The organism is Streptomyces cinnamoneus (assembly GCF_014650495.1).
In the GTDB taxonomy this organism is placed as follows: domain Bacteria; phylum Actinomycetota; class Actinomycetes; order Streptomycetales; family Streptomycetaceae; genus Streptomyces; species Streptomyces cinnamoneus.
Genome location: NZ_BMVB01000007.1, coordinates 1 through 22,992, shown reverse-complemented (window position 1 = coordinate 22,992; position 22,992 = coordinate 1). Strand labels below are relative to the sequence as shown.

Below are 22,992 nucleotides of genomic sequence, written 5' to 3'. Positions count from 1 at the left end.
GAAATTCGGGCATCCGGCACACTGGCCGCATGCGTATCGAACTGGCCGCCCAGCCCGGGGATCCGGGGCGCCCGAACGAGGACTTCGCATCCGTCGCCCTGCCCGCCTCGGGCGAGGGCGGCGTCCTGGTGCTGCTGGACGGCGTGACCCCGCCGGCGGACGGGGGGACCGGCTGTGTGCACGGGGTGCCGTGGTTCACGGCGCGGCTCGGCGGGGCCCTGCTCGAACTGGCGTCCGCGGAGCGCGATCTGACGCTGCAGCAGTGCCTGGCCGCCGCGATCGTCCGGACGGCCGACGCCCATCGGGGCAGCTGCGATCTGACGCACCGTCTCACCCCGCAGGCGACCGTGGTGGTGGCGCGCTGGGGCGCGTCGGCGGTGGAGCACCTGGTGCTGTCGGACTCCGTCCTGCTCGTCGAGGCGGTGGACGGCACGGTGTCGGCCGTGCTGGACGAGCGCATCGCCCGCCTGGCGGCGCGGGGTCCGGTGACGGACGCCCAGCGCAACGCCGAGGGGGGCTTCTTCACGGCCGCCGCCGATCCGGCCGTGGCCGAGCGCGCGGTCGCAGGTCGCACGGCGCGCACACGGGTGCGCGCGCTGGCAGCGCTCAGCGACGGCGCGTCCCGCTGGGTCGAAGTGTTCGGGGAGGGCGGATGGGCGCAGTGCTTCGCGCTCCTGGCGAAGGAGGGGCCGCGGGCCCTGATCGACCGGGTGCGGCAGGCGGAACGGGCGGACCCGGACGGGCTGGCCTTCCGGCGCGGCAAACCGCACGACGACGCGGCGGCCGTCTATGCCGAGCTGTAGACCCCGCCGGCGGCCGTGGCCCGGCTCAGGACTCCGCGCGCTCGTTGAGCTGGTGGAGCAGACGGGCCAGTTCGGCGACCTCGGTGCGGTCCCAGCCGGCGAGCTTGCTCATGTACTGCGCGCGGCGGGCGTCGCGCACGCGGGTGAAGCGGACACGGCCCTCCTCGGTGATCTGGATGAGCGAGGCCCGGCCGTCGGCGGGGTCGGGGTCGCGGGTGACCAGGCCGAGTTCGCCCAGGGCGCGCAGCTGGCGACTCATGGTCGCCTTGCCGACGCCGAAGTAGGCGGCCAGGTCGGTGGCCCGCTGCTGGCCGGCCTCCTCCAGCCTGACGAGCAGTCCGTAGGCGGCCGGCTCCAGGTCGGGGTGGACCTCGCGGGCCAGTTCGCCCGAGGAGGCCCGGGCGCGGCGCAGGAAGACGGCCAGCTCGCGCTCCAGGGCGAGGAAGGCGGCGTCCACGCAGCCGCCGTCGCCTGCGCTCGGACCGCCCTCCTCGCGAGGCGGGTTACTGGTCTCGTGCACGTCGGGCCCTCTCCTGCTCTTTCAGCCGCTGAAAGATTCTGCGGGTTGCGGCGGGTAGCCGCAGCTCCGTCAGTATTTCGCAGGATTAGACCAACGGCAGCACCCCGGGTCCCTATCGCGGGCCGCGTCTCCCCTCATAACTTGATAAATGACATGGTCATACCAATGCGGTGACCATGGAACCTCCCGCACGCTCCCCCCACCATGGCCTCGGAGGCACGTCATGCCCGAGCACCACTTCGGCCCGGGCCGCCCGCATCCCCCCACCGCGGCGGCCACCCTCCTCTCCCTCCTCTCCCTGCTCACCGCACTCGCCCTGATCCTCGCGCTCGCCGGAACGGCCGGCGCCGACCCCGGCAACAACAGACGTCCCGACCACCCCGAGCGCGACTGGATGGGCTCCACCGTCCGCGCCCACGAGGGCGAGCGCGGCCCGGCCGCCAAGGGCAACTCCCTGCCCGGCTTCCCGCCCTCCGGCACCGCACTGCCCGACCTCTCCCCCGGCGGCCCCAAGAGCGCCTCCGTCGAAGGCGTCGACGTCAGCAGCCACAACGGCAACGTCTCCTGGTCGAAGCTGTGGAACAGCGGCATCAGGTTCGCCTACACCAAGGCCACCGAGGGGACCAGCTACACCAACCCCTACTTCGCGCAGCAGTACAACGGTCCGTACGACGCGGGCATGATCCGGGGCGCGTACCACTTCGCGCTGCCGGCCAACTCCAGCGGGGCCACCCAGGCCGACTACTTCGTCGACCACGGCGGCGGCTGGACGGACGACGGCTGGACCCTGCCGGGCGTGCTCGACATGGAGTACAACCCCTACGGCTCCGCCTGCTACGGCATGGGCACGGAACGGATGATCGACTGGATCGCCGACTTCCTGGACACCTACCGGGGCCACACCGGGCGCGACGCGGCCATCTACACCTCGACCACCTGGTGGAAGAAGTGCACCGGCAACTACGGCGGCTTCGCCCGGTACAACCCGCTGTGGGTGCCGCGCTACGGCTCCTCCTCCGGTGAGCTCCCGAAGGGCTGGGACTTCTACACCTTCTGGCAGTACACCGACACCGGCCCGACGGTCGGCGACCACAACCGCTTCAACGGCTCGCTCAGCCGGCTGAAGGCCCTCGCCTACGGCTGACCGGCACGCACGGCGAAGGGCCCCCGGCACGTCGGCGCCGGGGGCCCTCCTGCTGAAGGTGCGTCGGTTCAGCGGGGCCTCACGTCACTCGTGCGCCGCTTCACCGGTGCGTCGTCAGCCGCACCGGCCCGCGGGACGGGTGCGGGTCACCAGGTCGGTGTAGCCGGTGGTGCCGTCGATCCACACCACCTGCTTCCCGCCCGCCGCCGCGGCCGAGTCCTGCTCGCCACGGTTGCAGGAGACGCGGACCCGGGCGGGGGCCGCGTCCGTGCCGAACTGCCACAGCTTGGCCGTCGTCTCGTTGCGGTAGGCGGTGTCCGGCAGCTGAGCGGTGACGGTCACCGCCTCGTCGGAGGCCGTCAGAGAGGAGGCGAACAGCGCGCCGTCGCCCTTCTCCTTGCTGATGTCCGTCGTGCCGGTGCCGTCGAGGTTGGCGCGCCGCACCGCCACCTGGCCGTCGTCGACGACCTCGTCGGCGAGCCAGTAGACGTGCTTGCCGGTGACGGCCGTCGCGCCGATGCCCTCGGGGGCGCCGAGCTGGGTCATCAGCTTCTTCTGACCGCTCCCCAGGTCCAGGACCTCCACACCCGTCCGGTAGGTGTCGCCCTCAAGGTAGCTCTTGGCGTAGGCGATGCGGCCCCCCTTCAGGGACGGACGCGCCGTGGCGGTGTCCTCGCGCCGCTCGTCCACCCAGGTCGGCTGCTTGTCGCCGGCCCGCAGATAGGACGCGTGCCGTCCGCCGAGGGAGTCCATCACCTCGAAGACCACGACCGCGCCCTCGACGCCCAGACCGCGGATGTCGTCCGTGGTGCCGTACAGCTTCCTCACCGGGCCGCCGGCCAGCGGCCGCGACAGGACGTCCGTGCCCGTGGGCCCGTAGGCCAGCCACACCACGGTCTTGCCGTCGGTGGCGGGCTCGACGTGGTAGCGCCCGTCGTTGGGGCTCATCGGCTTCGGGCTGCCCTTGCCGTCCGTGCGGCCGGCGTAGACCGAGTACGCCTCGGTGCCGTCGTCGTTGGACTTGGAGGTGGCCCACCAGCCGCCGCCCGCGCCCACGCCCGTCGCGGCGGTGTTGAGCCTGCCCATGAGCAGGTCGGTGTCGACGCCCAGGGCCTGCTCCCAGTCGGGCACGATGCCGTGGGCGTTGAAGGACCGGGTGACGGTGTTCAGGTCCTTCGCCGAAAGCCCCAGGGCCTTGGCGGCCGCGACGACCGCGTTGCGGCCCTCGGTGAAGCCGTCGAGCGGGGTCATGTACTCCGTCAGCGCCTTGTAGGCGATCTTGTCGGCGAGGGTGCGGCCGAGGTCCTCGCGGATGTCCCACAGGGCGCCCGAGAAGATCGTGGAGTTCAGGTGCACGCCGCCGTTGTCGCTGCCGAAGGAGACGCCCAGGAAGTTCTTGGACGTCGTCGCGCCGTCGTTGAGGTCGCGCAGCGCGCACGCGCGCCGCGACTTGGTGCGGCACAGGTCGCCGCCGAGCAGGCCCGCGTCCGGGTCGTCCATGGAGATGCCGGCCGCGTCCACGGCGATGGCGTTGCCGAAGTAGTCGGCGACGGCCTCGTTGAGGGCGCCGGACTGGCCGGCGTAGACGAGGTTGGCGCTGTTCTCGACGACGCCGTGCGTCATCTCGTGGCCGACGACGTCCAGGTCGGCCGAGAGCGTCTTGTACTCCTCGTCGCCCGAGCCGTACACCATCTTGGTGCCGTCCCAGTTGGCGTTGACGTACGGCATGCCCAGGTACGTCACGCCGACCAGGGAGTCGACGGCCGTGCCGCGCCCGTCGAGGCTGTCGCGACCGTGCACCTTCTTGTAGTAGTCGTAGACCTTGCCCGCGGCCCAGTGCGCGTCGACCGCGCCCGCCTCGGTGGCCTCCTTGTCGAACTGCGGCCCCTTGGAACCGAATTCCTTGATCCCCTCGGGCCAGCGGCCGGACGACTCCATGACGTCCTTGCCGCGCGCGTCCCAGGTGGAGATCACGTTCTTGCTGGAGTCCCACATCCGCGAGCTGTCCCGCATGACGTACTCGCCGCGCGCGGTGTCGAAGTACAGACCCAGCTCGACGGTGGTGCCGTCGTACTTGACGCCGGACCCGGCGACCCCGGGGTGCCGGTCGCCGGCCGCCGGGGCCTTGCCGCCGCCGGTCTCCTTGGCCGGGCTCCCGCCCGGTGCCGCCTGCCGGGCGGCGCCGAAGGTCTTGATCCCGCTGTACTGCAGGACCGGGTAGCCGGCCTTGGCGTCGATGTAGACCTCCTGCAGCACGGGCTGCCCCGTGGCGGGGTCCGAGCCGCGCACGGTCACGTGGTGCGTGAGCACCCCCGCGCCCCTCGGCAGGACGACCAGGCCGCGGGCCGTGCCGCTCAGCGACGCGGCCGCCTTGCTCTTCCCGCCCCGGGCGGCGGGGACGTCGCCCTTGCCGAGCTTCTTGCCGCCGAGCCGGGCGAGCGTCGCCGCGACGGCCCGCTGCACCGCCCGCTCCTCGCCGACCTCGGCCTTCGTGTCGGTCTTCAGCGCGGTGAAGTACTTGCCGGAGGTGCCGGTGACGACCCGTTTGCCGTCCTTCTTCTCCATCCGCACCACGTACTGGCCGCCCAGCACGTCGAGGCCGCGGTGCTTCTGCTGCAGCCGCACCGTCTCCGTCCGCCCGCTGGTGACGGTCTGCACGGGCGCGAGGTCGCGGCCCGGGTCGGCGATGCGGTAGCGGCCCTTCTTGTCCGCGAGGTGCCCCCGCGCCGCGTCGGCGGGGCTGCCACTCGCCTTCACGCCCTCCCGGATGCCGTCCACGAGGGAGGGGGTGGAGGTTCCCTTCCCCGGAATCACCTCGGCCGGGTCGTTGGCCTTCTGCGCCGCGGTGGCCTGTGCGGGCACCGCGGACACGACGAGGGCGGCCGCGCCCAGCAGCGCCGCCGCCCCTGCTATCCCGCTCTTCGCGGTCGATCTTCCTGAACGTGCTCTGGGCTTACGCAAGGATTCCCCCTCCGTACCTGCCGGAACGCCGGAACATCAGTGGTCGGCGCATATGCAACAGGTGTGGCGGGGGCTGATCAATGGTTTGCGCGTTTCGGGGGTCGCCTTTCGGCCGACCTGGGACGGGTACCGGCGGGAGGCAACCCCCAGGGGGCTGTTGGGCCTCTGCCCTACGGGACGGGGCCGTGCTCGGCCACGGCCCTCCCCCGCATGCCCGGCGCCGTGCGTCCCCGCGCCCCGAACGTGGCCAAAGTCAACGGGGCCGGGCCCCCACCGCTGGTGCGGTGGGGGCCCGGCCCGTCTACGGCGCTCCGGCGCGGGATCAGGCGTCGAAGACCTCGGCGACCAGTGCCTGCTGCTCCGCCTGGTGGCGCTTGGCCGAACCGACCGCCGGGGAGGAGGAGTGCGGCCGGGAGATCCGGCGCAGTCGCTCCCGGGCGGGGATGTCGGCACCCACGGCCAGGTCCAGGTGGTCGATCAGGTTGAGCGCGATGAACGGCCACGCACCCTGGTTCGCCGGCTCCTCCTGCGCCCAGATGTACTTCTCGGCGCCCGAGAACTTGGCGATCTCGGCCTGGAGCTCGGCACCCGGCAGCGGGTACAGGCGCTCCAGGCGGATGAAGGCGGTGTCGGTCACGCCGCGCTTGTCCCGCTCGGCGATGAGGTCGTAGTAGACCTTGCCGGCGCAGAAGACGACCTTGCGGACGTCCTCGGGACGCACGGTGTCGTCGCCGATCACCGGGCGGAAGCCGCCGGTGGTGAACTCCTCCGCCTTCGACGCCGCGGCCTTCAGACGCAGCATCGACTTCGGGGTGAAGACGATGAGCGGCTTGTGGTGCGGGTTGTGGACCTGCCAGCGCAGGAGGTGGAAGTAGTTCGACGGCAGCGTCGGCATGGCGACCGTCATGTTGTTCTGCGCGCAGAGCTGGAGGAAGCGCTCGACACGGGCCGAGGAGTGGTCCGGGCCCTGGCCCTCGTAGCCGTGCGGCAGCAGCAGGGTGACACCAGAGGTCTGGTTCCACTTCTGCTCGGAGGAGGAGATGAACTCGTCGACGATGCTCTGGGCACCGTTGACGAAGTCACCGAACTGCGCCTCCCACATCACCAGCGCGTCCGGGCGGGCCAGGGAGTAGCCGTACTCGAAGCCCATCGCCGCGTACTCGCTGAGCAGCGAGTCGTAGACGTTGTAGCGGGCCTGGTCCTCGGACAGGTACAGCAGCGGGGTGAAGTCCTCGCCGGTCTCCCGGTCGACGAGCACCGCGTGGCGCTGGCCGAAGGTGCCGCGGCGGGAGTCCTGGCCGGCGAGCCGGACCGGGGTGCCCTCCATCAGCAGGGAGCCGAAGGCGAGGGTCTCGCCCATGCCCCAGTCGATGGTGCCGTCCTCGACGCTGGAGGCGCGGCGCTGCAGCTGCGGCAGCAGACGCGGGTGGACGGTGACGCCCTCGGGCAGGTTGACCTGCGACTCGGCGATCCGCTTGATGACCTCCTGGGAGATCGCGGTGTCCACGTGCACGGGGAAGTCGGCGCGCGGGACCGGGACCTCGGCGGCGACGGGGGCCGTGTCGGCCTCCCGGACCTCCATGAAGACCTTCTCCAGCTGGCCCTGGTAGTCCTGCAGCGCCTGCTCGGCCTCTTCCAGCGTGATGTCGCCGCGACCGATGAGGGACTCGGTGTACAGCTTGCGCACCGAGCGCTTCTTGTCGATCAGGTCGTACATCAGCGGCTGGGTGAAGCCCGGGTTGTCGGACTCGTTGTGGCCGCGGCGGCGGTAGCAGATCAGGTCGATGACGACGTCCTTGTTGAACGCCTGGCGGAACTCGAAGGCGAGCCGCGCGACGCGGACCACGGCCTCCGGGTCGTCACCGTTCACGTGGAAGATCGGCGCCTCGATCATCCGGGCGACGTCGGTGCAGTACATCGACGAGCGCGAGGACTCCGGCGGCGCGGTGAAGCCGACCTGGTTGTTGATGACGATGTGCACGGTGCCGCCGGTGCGGTAGCCGCGCAGCTGCGACATGTTCAGGGTCTCGGCCACGACGCCCTGGCCCGCGAAGGCCGCGTCGCCGTGCAGCTGGATCGGCAGGACGGTGAAGTCCGTGCCGGCCTTGCCGATGATGTCCTGCTTGGCGCGGGCGATGCCCTCGACGACCGGGTCGACCGTCTCCAGGTGGGAGGGGTTGGCGGCCAGCGAGACGTTGATCTGCTCGCCGTCCAGGCCGGTGAAGACGCCCTCGGCACCCAGGTGGTACTTCACGTCGCCGGAGCCGTGCATCGACTTCGGGTCGAGGTTGCCCTCGAACTCGCGGAAGATCTGCGCGTAGGACTTGCCGACGATGTTGGCGAGGACGTTGAGGCGGCCGCGGTGGGCCATGCCGATGACGGCCTCGTCCAGGCGGGCCTCGGCGGCCGCGTCCAGCACGGCGTCCAGCAGCGGGATGACGGACTCGCCGCCCTCCAGGGAGAACCGCTTCTGGCCGACGTACTTCGTCTGCAGGAACGTCTCGAACGCCTCGGCGGCGTTCAGGCGGCGCAGGATGCGCAGCTGCTCCTCGCGCTCCGGCTTGGAGTGCGGGCGCTCGACGCGGTCCTGGATCCAGCGACGCTGCTTGGGGTCCTGGATGTGCATGAACTCGATGCCGGTGGTGCGGCAGTACGAGTCGCGCAGCACGCCCAGGATGTCGCGCAGCTTCATCATCGACTTGCCGGCGAAGCCGCCGACCGCGAACTCGCGCTCCAGGTCCCACAGGGTGAGGCCGTGCTCGGTGATGTCGAGGTCGGGGTGCTTGCGCTGGCGGTACTCCAGCGGGTCGGTGTCGGCCATGACGTGGCCGCGGACCCGGTAGGAGTGGATCAGCTCGAAGACGCGGGCGGCCTTGGTGACGTCGTCGTCGTGCGAGGCGTCGATGTCCTTGAGCCAGCGGACCGGCTCGTAGGGGATCCGCAGCGCCTCGAAGATCTCGTCGTAGAAGCCGTTCTCGCCCAGCAGCAGCTGGTGCATGATCCGCAGGAACTCGCCGGAGGCGGCACCCTGGATGACCCGGTGGTCGTACGTCGAGGTCAGGGTCATGACCTTCGAGATGCCCATCTTGTTCAGGGCGTCCTGCGAGGTGCCCTGGAACTCGGCGGGGTAGTCCATGGCACCCACGCCGATGATGAGGCCCTGGCCCGGCATCAGGCGCGGCACGGAGTGCACGGTGCCGATGCCGCCGGGGTTGGTCAGCGACGCGGTGACCCCGGTGAAGTCGTCCATCGTCAGCTTGCCGACGCGGGCGCGGCGGACGATGTCCTCGTACGCCTGCCAGAACTCGAAGAAGTTGAGCGTCTCGGCCTTCTTGATGGCCGCGACCACGAGCTGGCGGTCGCCGTTCGGCTTGACCAGGTCGATCGCCAGGCCGAGGTTGACGTGCTCGGGCTTGACGAGGGTCGGCTTGCCGTCCTTCTCCATGAAGGAGTGGTTCATGGACGGCATCAGCTTCAGCGCCTGCACCATGGCGTAGCCGATGAGGTGCGTGAAGGAGACCTTGCCACCGCGGGCGCGCTGCAGGTGGTTGTTGATCACGATGCGCTGATCGAACAGCAGCTTCACCGGGACCGCGCGGACGGACGTGGCCGTCGGCAGCTCCAGGGAGGCGTTCATGTTCTTGGCGACCGCGGCGGACGGACCGCGCAGGGTGACCAGCTCCGGGCCGGCGGCCGGCTCGGCCGGGGCCTTGGCGGCGGGCTTCGCGGCCGGCTTGGCGGCCGGTGCGGCCGCGGCGGGCTTCGCGGCCGGCTTCGCCGGTGCCGGGGCGGCGGGAGCCGCGGGGGCGGGGGCGGGCGCCGGGGTGGCCGGGGCCGCGGGGGCGGCCGGGGCCTGGGCCGGGGCGGTGCCCGGCGTCACGGGAGCCTCGGTGCCCGGCGGCGCAGCCGCCGCCTGGCCCGGCTTGTAGTCGGCGAAGAAGTCCCACCAGGCTCGGTCGACCGAGTTCGGGTCCTGGAGGTACTGCTGGTAGATCTCGTCGACGAGCCACTCATTGGGACCGAACACGTCGGCAGGACTCTTGGCCTGCCCCGTTTGATCGGTCGAGATGCTCGATGAGGTGTTGGGGGACTGTGGCGACACGGCGGCAACCGCCCTCTTCCGCTTCCTAAGGTGGTGGACAGCGGGAATAAAGGCTACGCCTGTCGGGACCTTAGATGCAGGCCACCCGGGCCAGTCGTCGCCTAAGTCACACTCTGCCCCGGGTTTCAGGGCAGGACCAGGCGGGAAAACCCGGAGGTTCCTCTTCTTCCGAGGTCTTCCCGGGGTCTCCTGGGTTCGCCGGAGCCTGCCCCACGCCCGGTACGGACGTGTGCTCCCACCAACGACCCTACGTCAAGTCTGTTCCCGAGGTCCGCCCGGAAGAGTGACCCTGATGCGGCACCCCCGGGGGGATTCGGCCACTCCTATGCTCCCGCCGTGCAGGTCGACGGCCCAGCGGGCGATGGCCAGGCCCAGCCCGGTGCCGCCGTCGTGGCCCGGCCCCTGCTTGCCGTAGGGGCCGCGGTTGAAGCGCTCGAAGACCCGGTGGCGCTCGGCCTCCGGGATGCCCGGGCCCTCGTCGAGGACCTCCAGGGCCAGCGACTGCGCGCCCTCGCCGCGGCGGGCCCGGACGGTCACCCTGCCGTGCGGGGGGCTGTGCTTGACCGCGTTGTCCACGAGGTTGGCCACCACCTGGTGCAGCCGTTCGGCGTCCGCGTGCGCGGTCAGCTCCGGCGGGGAGACGTCCAGGTGCAGGTGGACGTCCTTGCGGGCGCGCGGCGAGGAGCCGCTGCCGCAGGCCATGCTCGCCTCCTTCAGCACCCCGGCCAGGTACGGCCACACCTCGAAGCGGCGGGCGTGCAGCGGCACCACGCCGTTGTCCAGCCGGGACAGGTCCAGCAGCTGCTCGACCAGCCGGCCCAGCCGTTCGGTCTGCTTCAGCGCGGTGCGCATCGTCTCCGGGTCGGCGGCCGAGACGCCGTCCACCACGTTCTCCAGCACCGCCCGCAGCCCCGCGATGGGGGTGCGCAGCTCGTGGGAGACGTTGGCGACCAGCTCCTTGCGGTGGGTGTCCACCGCCTCCAGGTCGGCCGCCATCCGGTTGAAGGCGATCGCCAGGTCGCCGAACTCGTCCCGGCGGGCGGCCCGCACCCGCCGGGTGTAATCACCCTGTGCCATCGAACGGGTGATGTCGGTCATCTCGTCCAGGGGTGCGGTCAGTCCGTGCGCCACGAACTGGGTGATCAACAGCGAGGCGATGATCGAGAAGACGGTGATCACCCGGATCTCGGTGGCCGAGTGGATCGCGACGAAGACCAGGAAGGTCGTGATCACCACCGACCCGATGACCAGCGCGCCCAGCGCCGCCTTCACCGACCGGTACGGGTCCAGGGGGCGCAGCGCCTCCCAGACCCGGTCCCACACACCCCGCGCCCTCCTCATGCGGCCGGGGTCTCCAGCGCGTAGCCGACGCCGTGCACGGTGCGGATGCGCTCCGCCCCGATCTTCCGGCGCAGCGCCTTGATGTGGCTGTCCACCGTCCGGGTGCCCGAGGCGTCCGCCCAGTCCCACACCTCGGCCAGCAGCTGCTCGCGGGAGAGGACCGCGCGCGGGGTGTTGGCCAGGCAGACCAGCAGGTCGAACTCGGTCGGCGTCAGGTGGACGTCCCCGCCGCGCACCCGCACCCGGCGCTGCGCGTGGTCGATCTCCAGCTCGCCCAGCCGCAGGATGCCGCTGCGCGGTGTGTGGGCGGCCAGCGTGGCCCGCTCCACCCGGCGCAGCAGGACGTGCACCCGGGCGGCCAGCTCGCGCATCGAGAACGGCTTGGTCATGTAGTCGTCCGCCCCGACGCCGAGCCCGACCAGCATGTCGGTCTCGTCGTCGCGTGCGGTGAGCATGAGGACGGGCACCGGCCGCTGGGCCTGCACCCTGCGGCAGACCTCCAGGCCGTCGAAGCCCGGCAGCATGACGTCCAGGACCAGCAGGTCCGGCTGCCACGCCTCCGCGGTGTCCACCGCCGCGGGCCCGTCCCCCGCGGTCCGTACCTGAAATCCCTCGGCCCGCAGCCGGGCCGCGATGGCGTCCGTGATCGTTCTGTCGTCCTCGACGATCAGCACCCGGCGCTGTGCCCCGGCTGAGGCTGCGACGCCACCCGGGCCGATGTGTGTCTGCTCCATGCGCCCCGCCCCTAGCGTCTTCCGTAGCGTTCTCACTACCAGTCCTGCAGGTGTGGAAGGCAGGGTACGGGCACCCGGCGGGGATCGGCTACGCGGCACAGATGCCGAGGTGGACGACGTCCGGGACGCCTCGGGCAACGCTGATCTCTTCCGTCATTACCCCGGCGAATCCGGCATTCCGGAGGGCTTGTTCGAATGCTGTGGACGGCTGTGCGGACCAGACGGCGAGCACCCCGCCGGGCGTCAGCCGGGCCCGGCAGGCGGCGAGGCCGGCCGGCGCGTACAGGCCGGCGTTGCCGTCGGTGACGGTCCAGCCGGGGCCGTTGTCGATGTCCAGGCAGAGCGCGTCGTAGCGGCGTCCGGCGGTGCGGACGTGCTCGACGAGGTCGGCGTGGACGATCTCGGTGCGGGGGTCGGCCAGTGCGTCCCGGGAGAGCGGGGCCAGCGGGCCGGTGCGGTGCCAGTCGATGACCGCGCCCTCGCGTTCGACGACCGTGATCCGCCCCCAGCGCGGCTGTGCCGCCGCCCTGGCCAGCGAGAAGCCCACGCCCAGCCCGCCGATCAGGACGGCCGGTGCCGGGCGGTCCCGGGGCAGGGCGGCCAGGGCCGCGTCGACGAGCAGGCGCTCGGAACGGCCGTCGGCGGTGTCCATGAGGAAGCAGCCGTTGGCGATGATCTCGTGGTGCGGTCCCCGCCGCCGCAGCACGACCTCGCCGTACGGGCCGTCGCGCCGCTCGACCACCACGGGCTCCTCGGTGGCGGTGCGCGGGCCGCCGGCGGGCCGGACGTTCGGGACAGTCATGAGAGCCTCCTGAAGTCGTCGGTCACCCGGCCGACGCGCCCCGGCGTCAAAAGGTTGACAAGGGGTGAGCGGAGTCACGGCCAGAGGTTGATTCGGCAGACGGCTGTGCACCTTAATGTTCAGGAACATCACGGGTGTGTACGACGGCCCGGGACGTCCTGGGAAGTGCGCGGAAAGGGGCTTGGCCGAGTGACTCCGGTTGACGCCGACGACGAAAGAGCCGGCGCGGGGGCGGCCGCCTCCGCGGGGCGTCGCCGCCGCGCGTTGCGGGTCCTGGGCCGGCTGCTGCCCTCCCCCAAGGGCGCGCCGTTCACTCTCGTCTACGGCCTGGTCCTCCTCGGTACCGCCGTCTACGCGGACCTCGGTGACGAGGCCACCGTCGATCAGTTGCTCCGCGACTCCAGCACGGACGCCGCGCACCTGGCCGACAATCCGGTGTTCGTCCTCGTCGCCAGTGCCCTGTGGGTGGCCGGCGGGCTCTGCTCGGCGTACGGCGTGGCCTTCGTGCTGGTCCTGACCGCCCTGGAACGCCGCGTCGGCGGGGCCCGGACGGCCGGGGTCTTCCTCCTCGGCCACGTGCTGGCCACGCTGGCCACGGAGCTGCCCGTGGCGGGCGCCGTCGCGGCCGGGCAGCTGCCGGAGGCGTCGCTGCACCGCCTCGACTACGGCATCAGCTTCGGCCTGATGGCGTGCGTCGGCGCCCTCTCCGGGCTGCTGCGGCCGCCCGGCCGCTGGGCCCTGCTGGGCGTGGCCGGGGCGATGTGCGCCCAGGACCTGATAGAGCTCGTCGACCCGCTCTCCAGCTGGGGCCACCCCATCGCCCTGCTGACCGGGCTCGCCTGCCTGCCGCTCGTCCGCGACGGCGCCCGCCGGGCCGGCCGGGCGGGGGCGGCCGCGGCGGGCGCGGCCTCAGCGGACGGTCCCGTCCCACTGCCACTCTTCCCGCCGTGGCTGCCCCGGCAGTACGCCCCGCCCCGTGCACCACAGGAGGGCGGGCCCGGCGGGGTGGCCGGCCGGGGCGTCGGGGAAGAGCCGTTCGAGGGCCGGCGCGCAGAGCCGGTCGGGCGGGCTCCAGTCGAGCCCGAGGCCGCGCGCGATGTCGTGGGTGTGCACGACGGTCTCGACCACGCCCATGGCGGCGAAGCCGGGGGCGTCGGAGTTCCCCCACAGGTGCCAGGCCCGGTCGCCGGGCGCCGCGGCGCGGACGGTGGCGGCGAGCAGGGACGCCGCGATGCGGATGCCCTCCAGTCGCGTTGAGACCGGGGCGTGGGCGTCCAGCGAGGCGAAGAGCGTGATGTAGCGGTCGGTGGGCCGGGCGGTCAGCAGGCCCGCGTAGCCGACGAGGCCGAGCGCCAGGTGGTCGAGGGTGGCGTGGCAGGACCAGTCGACGTCCCCCGCGGGCCGGGACCAGTCGCGGCCCGCCCCTCTCTCCAGCAGGGCCGTGCACTCCTCGGCGGCCGAGACCACCAGGCCGGCCCAGTCGCTCACGCCCGGCCCCCGGCCCGGACGAGCTCGATGAGGGCCGCGTAGCCGTCGCGGCCGTGGCCCGCGGCGACGGCCCGGGCGGTGACGTCCCTGAGCAGCTTCGGCAGCCCGGTGTCCAGGCCGCGGGCCTCGCTGGCGTGGACGAGGTGGTCCATCGTCGCGAGGTGGATGTCCAAGGTCGCGTCGTCGCCCGGGTAGCGGCCCGCGTCGATCTGCGGCGCGTAGGTGGTCATGAAGCCGCCCACCGCATTCATCCAGCGGGTGGCCACCTCGGTGAACCGCGTGGCGGGGACCTCCTCGGAACCGGTCAGCGCCGCCCCGTGCAGCCAGCCGCTGAGGGAGGCCCACATCAGGCCGAGCAGCGCGGTGTCGTAGAGGGAGGCCAGCGCCGGGTCGGCGCCCAGGTCCACCGGGGCGGCCAGGGCGGCCAGCGTGTCCCGGTGGGCGGCGAACGCGGTCGGCGAGCCGCTGCACAGCAGCATGAACGCGCTGCTCCCGATGCCCGGCGGGGTCGTCATGATCGCCCCGTCGAGGTAGTCGGCGCCGTGCGCGGCGGCCCAGGCGGCGCGCTCGCGCGCCTGCTCCGGCGAGCCGGAGGTGAGGTTGACGAGCGTGCGGCCCGCCAGTGCGTCGGCGACGGGGCCGAGGACGGCGTGGGCGTCGTCGTACGTCGTCACGCAGACCACGACGACCTCGCTCGCGGTGACGGCCTCGCGGACCGACTCCGCCCGGACGGCCCCCTCGGCGACGAGCGCCCCGGCCTTGGCGGCGGAGCGGTTCCAGACGGTGGTGGTGTGGCCGGCGGCGAGGAAGGCGCGGGCCAGGGCCGAGCCCATCTGTCCGAGGCCGAGGACGGTGACGGTGGTATTCATACTTTTCTCCCCCTTGCGAGGTTTCCCCGTGTTCACGGGTTTTCCTCCGTGTCGATCACGTACCTCCACCCTTCCAAGGGGCACCCCGGGCCGGACAGTGGCAGGAGTGCCCACTGCCGCAAAATTCCTGCCATAGGCTGCCGCCATGAGCGCCGGTTCCGTAGCCGTAGTGGTGATCGACGACGACGTCCCGTTCTGGGACCTGTACGAGCTGGGGGTGGTCTGCACCGTCTTCGGCATCCCGCATCACGACCTGGCCGACCCCTGGTACGACCTGCGGCTGTGCTCCGCCGGGGGGACGTCGGGCCTGCCGGTGCCCGCCGGCGGCGGCTTCGCACTGCGCACCCCGTACGGGCTGGAGGGGCTGGCCGGCGCGGACACGGTGATCGTCCCCTCGGTCCCGGAGGCCGTCATCGAGGGCGACCGCGAGCTGCCGCCGGAGCTCGCCCCAGCCCTGCGCCGTGCCGCGGACGACGGCGCCCGCATGGTCTCCCTGTGCGCCGGGGCCTTCGCGCTCGCCGCCGCGGGGATCCTCGACGGGCGCCGCGCGACCGCCCACTGGATGCACGCCGGGCAGCTCGCACAGCAGTACCCGCAGGTCCGCATCGACGACTCGGTCCTCTACGTGGACGACGGCTCCGTGCTCACCAGCGCCGGCGTCACGGCGGGGCTCGACCTGTGCCTGCACCTGGTCCGCCGCGACCTCGGGGCGCACGTGGCCAACCAGCTCGCGCGCCGCCTGGTCGTTCCGGCGCACCGGACGGGCGGGCAGGCGCAGTTCGTGGAGCTCTCCGTGCCGGCCGGCGGGGACGAGGGGCTCGCGCCCGTGCTCCAGTGGGCCACCGAGCACCTGGACCGGCCGCTGACCGTCGAGGACCTGGCGCGCCGCGCCCGGATGAGCCCGCGGACGTTCTTCCGCCGGCTGCAGGCGACCACCGGGACGACGCCGCTGCAGTGGCTGCTCACCCAGCGCCTGGCGCGGGCCCAGTCGCTGCTGGAGTCGACGACGCTGCCGGTGGAGCGGATCGGCGAGCTGAGCGGGCTGGGGACGGGGGCGAATCTGCGCCGGCACTTCACCCTGCACTTCGGGGTGACGCCGAGCGAGTACCGGCGGGCCTTCCCGGCGGCCGTGATCGCTCAGAGCGAACACGGGGCCGGGAACATCGCGGCGACCCCGGGCATTGAGTCGATGTAGCTCAACTTGCCTGCCTAAGGGGAGATCATGGCTTCGATGTCGACACCGCTCACCCTGCCCGTGCTGCCCCTCGACGACGAGGTGGTCCTGCCCGGCATGGTCGTCCCGCTGGACCTGTCCGACACGGAGGTGCGGGCGGCCGTGGAGGCGGCGCAGGCCGCGGCCTCCACGGGTGGCAGCAAGCCGCGTGTGCTGCTTGTTCCGCGCGTCGACGGCACGTACGCGGCCACGGGCACGCTCGGCACGGTCGAGCAGGTGGGGCGGCTCTCCGACGGCGACCCGGGTGCGCTCATCCGCGGTGTCCGCCGGGTGCGGATCGGGGCCGGTACGACCGGGCCCGGGGCCGCGCTGTGGGTCGAGGGCACCCCGGTGGAGGAGGTCACGCCGGACCCGCTGCCCGGCGCGGTCACCGAGCTGATGAAGGAGTACAAGGCGCTGGCCACCAGCTGGCTGCGCAAGCGCGGCGCCTGGCAGGTCGTCGACCGCGTCCAGCAGATCGAGGACGTCGGCCAGCTCGCCGACAACTCCGGCTACTCGCCCTTCCTCACCGTCGCCCAGCGCGTCGAGCTGCTGGAGACCGCCGACCCGGTGGCCCGGCTGAAGCTCGCCGTGAAGCGGCTCGGCGACCACCTCGCCGAGCAGGACGTCGCCGAGTCCATCGCCAAGGACGTCCAGGAGGGCGTCGACAAGCAGCAGCGCGAGTTCCTGCTCCGCCGTCAGCTGGAGGCCGTGCGCAAGGAGCTCGCCGGCCTGAGCGGCGATCCGGAGAGCGAGTCCGACGACTACCGGGCCCGCGTCGAGGCCGCCGACCTGCCCGGGGCGGTCCGCGAGGCCGCGCTCAAGGAGGTCGACAAGCTCGAACGCGCCTCCGACCAGAGCCCGGAGGGCGGCTGGATCCGCACGTGGCTCGACACGGTCCTGGAGATGCCGTGGAACGAGCGCACCGAGGACGCCTACGACATCCCCGGCGCCAAGGCCGTCCTCGACCGGGACCACGCGGGGCTGGAGGACGTCAAGGAACGGATCACCGAGTACCTGGCGGTGCGCAAGCGGCGCGCCGACCGGGGGCTGGGCATGGCCGGAAGCCGGCGCGGGGGTGCGGTGCTCGCGCTCGTCGGCCCGCCCGGCGTGGGCAAGACCTCGCTGGGCGAGAGCGTGGCCCGTGCCATGGGCCGCACGTTCGTGCGCGTCGCGCTCGGCGGCGTCCGCGACGAGGCGGAGATCCGCGGCCACCGGCGCACGTACGTGGGCGCGCTGCCCGGCCGGATCGTCCGGGCGATCAAGGAGGCCGGTTCGATGAACCCGGTCGTCCTGCTCGACGAGATCGACAAGGTGGGCTCCGACTTCCGCGGCGACCCGGCGGCGGCGCTGCTGGAGGTCCTGGACCCGGCGCAGAACCACACCTTCCGCGACCACTACCTGGAGGTCGAGCTCGACCTGTCCGACGTGGTCTTCCTGGCGACGGCCAACGTCCTGGAGGCGATCCCCGAGGCACTGCTGGACCGCATGGAGCTGGTCCGTCTCGACGGCTACACCGAGGACGAGAAGGTCGTCATCGCCCGCGACCACCTGCTGCCCCGGCAGCTGGAGCGGGCCGGCCTGGAGCCGGGCGAGGTCGTGCTGGAGGAGGCGGCGCTGCGCAGGCTGGCGGGCGAGTACACGCGGGAGGCGGGGGTGCGCACGCTGGAGCGCGCGGTGGCCCGGCTCCTGCGCAAGATCGTCGCCCGGCACGAGCTGGGCGAGCAGGAACTGCCCTTCACGGTGGGCGTGGAGCAGTTGCGTCCCCTGATCGGCCGTCCGCACCACACGCCCGAGTCCGCGCAGGATGCGGCCGAGCGGCGTACGTCCGTGCCGGGCGTGGCCACGGGGCTGGCGGTGACGGGCGCCGGCGGCGACGTCCTCTTCGTGGAGGCGTCGCTGGCCGATCCCGAGACCGGCGGCGCGGGCCTGACCCTGACCGGCCAGCTGGGCGAGGTGATGAAGGAGTCCGCGCAGATCGCCCTGTCCTTCCTGCGCTCCCACGGCGCCGAGCTGGAGCTGCCGGTCGGCGACTTCAAGGAGCGCGGCGTCCACCTGCACGTGCCGGCGGGCGCGGTCCCCAAGGACGGCCCGAGCGCGGGCATCACGATGACGACGGCCCTGGCCTCGCTGCTCTCGGGCCGGCAGGTGCGGCCGGACGTGGCGATGACGGGCGAGGTCTCGCTGACGGGCCGGGTGCTGCCGATCGGCGGGGTGAAGCAGAAGCTGCTGGCCGCGCACCGGGCCGGCATCACGACGGTGATCATCCCCAAGCGCAACGAGCCCGATCTGGACGACGTGCCGGCCGAGGTCCTCGCCGCGCTCGACGTCCACCCGGTCTCCGATGTCCGGCAGGTCCTGGAGCTGGCGCTGACGGCCGCCTCGACGGCGGCCCCGGAGGTCCCGGTCGCGGCGTGACGGGCGCGGCCGGGGCCCGCGGCCCGGCCCCCGTGCGGGGCCGGGCTGCCACCCGTGCGGGGTCTCAGCCCAGGTACGGCTCGAAGTCCCAGTAGGGGCGGATCCGTTGCCGTGCCGAGAGGGTGTGGGGGTGCTGTGCCCCCAGGGTGCGGGTGAGGCGTTGGAGGGCGTCCTCCTCGACCTTGCCCGCTTCCTCGTGCTCGCGCAGGCCGCGGAGGTCCATGGCCAGGGCCACCTCGCAGGAGAGGGTCAGGGGGTGGTCCTCGCCCAGCGCCCGGCGGGCGCGGCGCAGGGTGTCGCGGCTGAGGTCCGCGGCGGCGTCCAGGCGGCCGGTGAAGTTGCGGCCCCCGGCGGCGTTGAGGGCGCAGCCCAGGACCCAGGGGTGGTCGGGGCCGAGGGTGGCGGACAGACCGGCGAGGGCCGCCTCGAACATGGTCAGGGCCTCGCTCCGCTCCCCGGCGGCCTGCAGGATGAGGCCGGTGTTGGAGAGCATGCCGGTGCTGATGGGGTGGGCGGGGCCGAGGAGTTCCCTGAAGCCCTGCTCGCCCTCGGCGCCCAGGTCCCGGGCCTGCTGCAGATCGCCGTTCTCCCGGGCGTAGTTGGCGTAGTCCATGAGGACGCCGAGCGTGGCGTAGTGCCGGCGCCCGTGCACCTGCTCGGACTGTTCGAGCAGGCTGGCCATGGAGCCGCCCACGTCCTGCGGGGAGCCCGCGCGCCGCTCGCACAGCACGAGGTTGTGCCGGGCGCGCAGGGTCTGCGGGTGCTGGGGGCCGAGGACCTGCAGGTGCAGCCGCATGCTGAGCTCCTGGCTGGCCAGCGCGTCGCGGTAGCAGCCCATCAGCCGCAGGTCGCGGGCGCAGGCGATGCCGGAGACGAGGGTGGCGGCGTGCCGGGCCCGCAGCAGCGCCTCCCGCTTGCGCAGGGTCTCCAGGTCCATGTCGTACGCCTCGGTGTAGCGGCCCAGGAGCCGCAGTCCGGCCGCGAGGTTGTGCTGGGCGAGGAGGGTGAGGTAGTCGTCGGGGCCGAAGAGTTCGAGAGCGGTCTCCAGGACCTCGCGCTGCGTCTGGAGGGCCTCGGCGTACTGGCCGAGGTAGCGCTGGTCGGCGGCGAGGCAGCTGGTGGCGGTCATCAGGCCGGCGCCGTCGTGGGCGGGGGTCGCGCGCAGCCGGTCCAGCAGCTCGCGGTCGAGCTCGTAGGCGGCGCGGAAGGCGCCGTTGGCGCGCAGGATGTTGCCCTGCTGGGTGCTGAGCTCGATCATGCGCGGGTGGACGGGCGGCAGGAGCTCCGACCACTGGGCGCGCACCTGCTCGGCCAGCTCCACGCCGGTGCGGAACTCGCCGCTGCGGTAGCAGTAGCGCAGCAGGTTGAGCACGGTCTCCTGGACGCGTTCGTTGTGGCTGCTCAGGGCGCCGGAGGACTCCAGGTGCGGCAGCAGCTCGGCGTAGCGGGGCCACAGGCGGGAGTCCTGGGCGTTGCCGGGGTCGGCGGCGGCGAGCGTGCGGCGCACGACCTGGCGGTGCAGCTTGCGGTCCTCGGGGGAGGTCAGGCGGGCCACGATGTCGTGGACGATGCGGTGCATGTGCACCGACTCCTGCTCGGGGCCCGGCTCCTCGCCGGCGAGGACGCTGCGGGTGTCGCGGGTGAGGACCGAGTAGTTGACGAGGGTGTCCAGGGCCCGGGTCCAGCCGGCCAGGTCGCTGGCGAGCCAGTCGAGGCCCTCGGGCAGCTCGGTGGGGCGCAGGTGGCGGACGAGGCCGATGGGGATGCGGCCGGGGGCGAAGGAGGCGCACAGTGAGAGCAGCTCCACCGCGTGCGGCTGGGAGTCGCGGAGCCGGTTGATCAGTATCGACCAGGAGGTGAGGGAGGAGCGCGGGACGCCGTCGAAGCCTCCCTGGTCGGCGAGTTCGGACAGCTCGCCGTCGCGGACCATGCGCAGGTAGTCGGGGACGGCCATGTCGGACTCGCCCAGCCAGGCGGCGGCCTGGACGAGGGCGAGGGGGATGTCGCCGAGTTCGGCCGCGACCTCGTCGGCCTGGACGGCGGTGATGCGGGGCGCGCGGCGCATGAGGTAGCCGGTGGACTCGTGGCGCTCGAACCCGGGGATCTCCATCACGTTGGTGCGGCTGTCGTTCCAGCGGCGGTTGCGCGAGGTGATCAGTACGTGGCCGGGGCCGTCGGGGAGGAGGTCCTCGGCGGTGTCGATGTCGTCCCAGCCGTCGAAGACGAGCAGCCAGCGGCTGTGCGGGTCGCCGCGGCGCAGCGCCTCGTGGACGGCGCGGATGCGTTCGCCGGGTTCGGAGCCGCTGGCCAGGCCGAGCTCCGGGGCCAGTTCGCCCAGGCGTTCGCGCAAGGTGCCGCGGGTGTCGGAGTTGACCCACCAGATGACGTCGTAGTCGGAGCTGAAGCGGTGGCAGTACTCGGCGACCATCTGGGTCTTGCCGATGCCGGACATGCCCAGGAGGGTGACGACGGCGGTGCCCTGGTCGGCGTCCATCAGCTGCTGCTGCAGCCGGTTGAGGAGGTCGTCGCGGCCGGTGAAGCGCACGTTGCGGCGGGGCACCTCGCCCCAGACGGCCGGCGGGTCGTTGGGGTAGCGGGAGCCGGCGCCGGCGGTCAGGGACCGGCGGGCGGGCACGACCGGCAGACCGAGCCGGCCCAGCAGGCGGCGCTCGGCCTCCTGCGCGCCCACGCTCCACAGGTCGACGGGCTCCAGGACCGTGGTGGCGGTCAGCAGGGCGCGGTTGGTGAGGTTGACGGCGGCGAAGCGCTCGGCGTTGGCGTGGACGATGCCGCGCAGGGCGTCGTTCCACTCGGCCTCGGGGCGCGGGCCGAGCTGGAAGAACCAGTCGCTGAGGACGAGCAGTATCCGGCCGGAGGCCAGCAGCAGGTCGCCGAGCGCGACCTCCAGGGGCACCTCGCGGGGCGGGTCCCAGCGGTGGAGGGTGACCCGGTGGCCGTGGCTCTCCAGCCGGTGGGCGATCCAGGTGGCCCACGGCCGGTGGAAACCGGCGAAGACGACGACGAAATGCTCGCTTTCCCGCCCCTGCGCACTGCCGGCCGCTTGCCGCTGCGTGGCCATCCGCACGTCTCCCTTGTTCTCCGCACCGCGCCGGCCGGGAGCCGGCGCGGAGCAAGATTACCGTACGTCACCAAATGGTGACATAGCGCCAATGGCCACGGGGCGCTCCCCGGACCGCGCCAGGGCGGCGAGGTGCCGGTGCATGCCGGTGACGAACTCCCGCCCCGCGGCCGTCAGTTCAGCCGATTCAAGCAGGATGGGCAGGGCTTCCGCGACCTGCTGGAGGTAGGAATCGCGGCGCGTGCCGGCGCCGCGCCGGGCGGCGGCCGGCAACGGGCGGCGCAGCGCCGCCCGGGCCCAGAAGTCGGCCAGCGCCAGGTGGGCGTACGTGCCCTGGAGGACCCCGGCGAAGGGCCGCGGGTCGGGGCGCCACGCCACCCGGTACGCCTCGCGCGGGCCGGCCCCGTGCAACGGCAGGAGGTCGTGCAGGACGGAGAGCTTGCTGTGCTGGGTCTCGTGGACGAGGACCTCGGCGAGGTCCGCCGCCGTCTCGGGCAGGGTGGCGAACACGGCCCCCGGCGCCGCCCGGAACGTCGCACTGACCTTCGGGCCCGCCCCGCCGGGGGAGGCCGCCGGGCGGGCGAGCGGCACCACGCAGCGCAGCAGCGCCGTCACCTCCGCGGCCCGGGCCCGGTCCACGGCGCGCAGCAGGGCCAGCGCCCCCCGCCAGCGCTGCCCCCACGGCTCGCCGCCGGTCTCGGCCGGGGAGGCGGCGAGCAGCGCGGCACTGCCCACGCCCTCGGCCGGCGCACGGTAGGGGTCGAGGTCGTCGAGGCAGGCGGCGCTGCCGGGCAGCCGCCGCAGGCCCCGCCAGCCGGTGCCCGCGCCGAGGACCCGGCCCGGCAGCCGCAGCAGGACGGGCCCGGTGCGCCGGCCCCCGGCGGTCAGGTGGGCGCTGCGGCCGTGGGCGGTCAGCCGCAGGACGCTCGCGCCGGTCTCGACGAGGCCGGTGGCGGGCAGCACGAGCCGCCCGGCGGGCGCCGGCAGGTCGAGGGCGAACCGGCCGCCCGCGCGCAGGGCGGCCGCCGCGGCGAGGGGCCCGAGGTGCCCGAGGCAGCGGGCGAGGGCGTCGCCGTCGGGCGCGGTCAGGGCACGGGTGAGCCAGGTGCCCACCGAGGGATAGCCGAGCGTGTCGCGCACCGCGCGCGGGTGCTGCGCCTCGGCGCGCTCCAGCAGGCGCCAGTGCGCCTCGAAGCGCTCCCGGACATCGGCCGGTACGGCGTCGGGCCGCCGCTCCAGCCGGGTCAGCAGGGACCTGAGCAGCACCAGCCGCCGGCTGTGGGCACCATCGAGCAGCAGCGCGACGTCGCCGGGCGCGGACCGCGTACACGCCAGCCGGGCCAGCGCCCCCGCCCCCGCCCCGCCGACGCCCGCAAACGGTCCGCCCCCGTCCCGGGGCAGTACTGCGGGGGCTTTCCCCGGCCGGGGCGACGGGGGCGCCGCACCCGCCGTCCGGCCGGCCGAGAGGCCGGCAGGCCCGGGGCGCCCGGGCCGCGGGCCTGACCGCCTCGGCCGTGG

The 22,992-nt window shown here is 73.2% G+C and carries 14 protein-coding genes and 1 pseudogene; 5 read left to right on the top strand and 10 right to left on the bottom strand.

Annotated elements, in window-relative coordinates; genetic code table 11:
* The first annotated feature begins 29 nt into the window (after nt 1–29).
* Nucleotides 30–803 (top strand): hypothetical protein, encoded by a 774-nt coding sequence (locus IE182_RS12145; RefSeq protein WP_190109771.1) that lies wholly within the window; start codon nt 30–32, stop codon nt 801–803.
* 25 nt (nt 804–828) lie between these two features.
* Here IE182_RS12145 and IE182_RS12140 read toward each other — a convergent pair whose 3' ends face one another.
* On the bottom strand, nt 829–1,323 hold the full coding sequence (locus tag IE182_RS12140; protein ID WP_373303546.1) for a MarR family winged helix-turn-helix transcriptional regulator: 495 nt from the start codon (nt 1,321–1,323) through the stop codon (nt 829–831).
* A gap of 223 nt (nt 1,324–1,546) precedes the next feature.
* Here IE182_RS12140 and IE182_RS12135 point away from each other — a divergent pair, with 223 nt between their 5' ends.
* Nucleotides 1,547–2,467, top strand: coding sequence for a lysozyme (locus IE182_RS12135; protein ID WP_190109770.1), 921 nt, complete (start codon nt 1,547–1,549; stop codon nt 2,465–2,467).
* Nucleotides 2,468–2,581: 114 nt separating this feature from the next.
* Here the strand turns inward: IE182_RS12135 and IE182_RS12130 are convergent, their stop codons facing one another.
* From IE182_RS12130 to IE182_RS12110, 5 genes are all read right to left on the bottom strand, one after another.
* Entirely contained in the window at nt 2,582–5,428 is a 2,847-nt protein-coding gene (locus tag IE182_RS12130; protein ID WP_229844756.1) for a M4 family metallopeptidase, read from the bottom strand.
* 322 nt (nt 5,429–5,750) lie between these two features.
* The gene (locus IE182_RS12125) at nt 5,751–9,530 is read right to left on the bottom strand and encodes a multifunctional oxoglutarate decarboxylase/oxoglutarate dehydrogenase thiamine pyrophosphate-binding subunit/dihydrolipoyllysine-residue succinyltransferase subunit (RefSeq protein ID WP_190109769.1); all 3,780 of its coding nucleotides are present in this window, start codon (nt 9,528–9,530) and stop codon (nt 5,751–5,753) included.
* 252 nt (nt 9,531–9,782) lie between these two features.
* The gene (locus IE182_RS12120; RefSeq protein ID WP_190109768.1) at nt 9,783–10,871 is read right to left on the bottom strand and encodes a HAMP domain-containing sensor histidine kinase; all 1,089 of its coding nucleotides are present in this window, start codon (nt 10,869–10,871) and stop codon (nt 9,783–9,785) included.
* Nucleotides 10,868–11,605, bottom strand: coding sequence for a response regulator transcription factor (locus IE182_RS12115; protein ID WP_190109767.1), 738 nt, complete (start codon nt 11,603–11,605; stop codon nt 10,868–10,870). The genes IE182_RS12120 and IE182_RS12115 overlap by 4 nt, the downstream gene beginning before the upstream one ends.
* Before the next feature lie 88 nt (nt 11,606–11,693).
* Nucleotides 11,694–12,407, bottom strand: a complete 714-nt coding sequence (locus tag IE182_RS12110) for a spermidine synthase family protein (protein WP_190109766.1) — start codon at nt 12,405–12,407, stop codon at nt 11,694–11,696.
* Here IE182_RS12110 and IE182_RS32760 point away from each other — a divergent pair.
* Nucleotides 12,288–13,256, top strand: a pseudogene (locus IE182_RS32760) (rhomboid-like protein); the annotation flags it as partial. The gene IE182_RS12110 and the pseudogene IE182_RS32760 sit on opposite strands and share 120 nt — an antisense overlap.
* 60 nt (nt 13,257–13,316) lie before the next feature.
* Here IE182_RS32760 and IE182_RS32755 read toward each other — a convergent pair.
* On the bottom strand, nt 13,317–13,874 hold the full coding sequence (locus IE182_RS32755) for a maleylpyruvate isomerase N-terminal domain-containing protein (RefSeq protein ID WP_373303551.1): 558 nt from the start codon (nt 13,872–13,874) through the stop codon (nt 13,317–13,319).
* Between the two features lie 17 nt (nt 13,875–13,891).
* Nucleotides 13,892–14,911, bottom strand: coding sequence for an NAD(P)-dependent oxidoreductase (locus tag IE182_RS12100; protein WP_190109764.1), 1,020 nt, complete (start codon nt 14,909–14,911; stop codon nt 13,892–13,894).
* Between IE182_RS12100 and IE182_RS12095 the strand changes: the two genes are divergently transcribed.
* Both IE182_RS12095 and lon read left to right on the top strand, forming a co-directional pair.
* Entirely contained in the window at nt 14,910–15,959 is a 1,050-nt protein-coding gene (locus IE182_RS12095) for a GlxA family transcriptional regulator (RefSeq protein WP_190109763.1), read from the top strand. The genes IE182_RS12100 and IE182_RS12095 overlap by 2 nt on opposite strands.
* A 27-nt stretch (nt 15,960–15,986) precedes the next feature.
* Nucleotides 15,987–18,395, top strand: a complete 2,409-nt coding sequence (gene lon, locus IE182_RS12090) for an endopeptidase La (RefSeq protein WP_190109762.1) — start codon at nt 15,987–15,989, stop codon at nt 18,393–18,395.
* A 64-nt stretch (nt 18,396–18,459) separates the two neighbouring features.
* On the opposite strand, the gene fxsT is transcribed toward lon, so the two are convergent.
* On the bottom strand, nt 18,460–21,474 hold the full coding sequence (gene fxsT / locus IE182_RS12085; protein WP_190109761.1) for an FxSxx-COOH system tetratricopeptide repeat protein: 3,015 nt from the start codon (nt 21,472–21,474) through the stop codon (nt 18,460–18,462).
* Between the two features lie 57 nt (nt 21,475–21,531).
* Nucleotides 21,532–22,740, bottom strand: coding sequence for an aKG-HExxH-type peptide beta-hydroxylase (locus IE182_RS12080; RefSeq protein ID WP_229844753.1), 1,209 nt, complete (start codon nt 22,738–22,740; stop codon nt 21,532–21,534).
* Between the last annotated feature and the right edge of the window lie 252 nt (nt 22,741–22,992).